Genomic DNA, 1,729 nt, shown 5'->3' on the forward strand with positions numbered 1-1,729 from the left:
GCTCGTCTGCCGTTTGTCGGCCGAGCCGAACGGGCTGATGCGTGCGAGACGGTGCGTGCCCGCCTCGACCGAGAGGGTGCCGTAGGCATAGGGCGCGTCGACCTCGAAGGTGGCCGACTTGATGCCGGCGCCCTCGGCGTAAGAGGTGTCCATCACCTTGACGGGGTACTTGTGACGCTCGGCCCAGCGCAGGTACATGCGCATGAGCATCTCGGCGAAGTCGGTCGCATCGTCGCCGCCTGCGCCCGATCGGATCGTGACGACCGCGGAGCGCGCGTCGTACTCGCCGTCGAGGAGTGTCTGCACCTCGAGCTGGCCGATGACGTCCTGCAGCGTTTCGATCTCGCGACGAGCTTCGGCAGCGGTGTCTTCGTCGTCCATCTCGAGCGCGAGCTCGACGAGCACATCGAGGTCGTCGAGGCGCTGCTCGACATCGGTCACGCGCTTGAGTTCGGCCTGGCGATGGCTGAGCGCGCTCGTCACCTTCTGGGCCTTCTCGACGTCGTCCCAGAGGTCTGGGGCGCCGGCCTCTTCGGACAGTCGGTCGATCTCGGCGCGCAGCGCGTCGACGTCGACCACCGCCTTAATGTCGGCGAAGGTGGAGCGCAGGGCCTGGATGTCGGCAGACGGATCGAACTCGAGCATGACACTCCAGACTAACGTGGAAAGCGTGACCGCCAGCGACTCCCCCGCAGAACGCGGAGACGCGCTGGGCCGGATGCTGTGGCGCCTGGCGCCGATGATCTACGGTCCGACGGTGCTGTTCGCACTCGGCGAGGGCGCGGTCCTGCCGTTGCTGCCCGTGATCGCCGCAGAACTCGGTGCCGACATCGCCACGGCCGCCCTCATCGCGGCGGCCCTCGTCGTGGGGCAGCTGTGCGGCAACATTCCCGCCGGCTGGGCCGTCGCCCGCATCGGCGAGCGGGCCGCGATGGCCGGCGGCGGCGCGGTCGCACTCGTCGGCGCGCTCGGGTTGGTCTTCGCTCCGTCGCTGCCCGTGCTCGCCGTCTCCGTGTTCGTCATCGGCTTCTGCGCTGCGGTGTTCGGCCTTGCGCGTCATTCCTTCATGACCACCCGCATTCCGCTCGCCTACCGCGCCAGGGCACTGTCGCTGCTCGGCGGCACATTCCGCCTGGGCATGTTCGTCGGGCCGTTCGTGGCTGCGGCGCTGCTGTCGATCTTCGGCGACGAACACGCGTCGGTCTGGTTCTTCGCGGCGTGCCTGCTCGCGAGCATCGTGCTGGTGTTGCTCGGTCCAGATCCGGAGACCCGGGTGGCCGCGCCGACTCGCGATCCGAGGGTGAGTGAAGACACCGGCGAGCCGGTCACGGGATCGGTTCGGGTTCCTGGTCGCGCAGGTGTGTTCGCGACCATGTGGCGGCACCGCGATGTGCTCTCCCGACTCGGACTCGCCGCCGCGTCGCTGTCGGCGGTGCGGTCGGTGCGCCAGACGGTCTTGCCGCTGTGGGGCGTCTCGATCGGGCTCGACGCGCAGACGATCGCGCTGGTGGTCGGCATCTCTGGGGCCATCGACTTCGCACTGTTCTACGCGAGCGGTCAGGTGATGGACCGGTTCGGCAGGCTCTGGGCGGCGCTTCCCGCAATGCTGTTGATGGGCGCCGGGTTCTTGGCGCTCGCGTTCACGCACGATCTTCCCCAGGCCGCGATGTGGTTCGCGATGTTCGCCGCGGTGCTCGGGGTCGGCAATGGCCTGTCCAGCGGCATCCTT

At 68.8% G+C, this 1,729-nt stretch carries 2 protein-coding genes; one reads left to right on the forward strand and one right to left on the reverse strand.

What is annotated here, in order from left to right; all coding sequences use genetic code 11:
• Positions 1–645 (reverse strand): PCRF domain-containing protein (locus tag ACSF8R_RS14570; protein ID WP_434812452.1); only part of this gene is annotated, 645 nt, incomplete at its 3' end.
• 73 nt (positions 646–718) lie between these two features.
• Here ACSF8R_RS14570 and ACSF8R_RS14575 point away from each other — a divergent pair.
• A partial coding sequence (locus ACSF8R_RS14575) for an MFS transporter (protein ID WP_434812453.1) occupies positions 719–1,729 on the forward strand: 1,011 nt, incomplete at its 3' end.

The sequence above is a fragment of the Microbacterium sp. bgisy189 genome (assembly GCF_965345345.1).
Classification (GTDB): Bacteria; Actinomycetota; Actinomycetes; order Actinomycetales; family Microbacteriaceae; genus Microbacterium.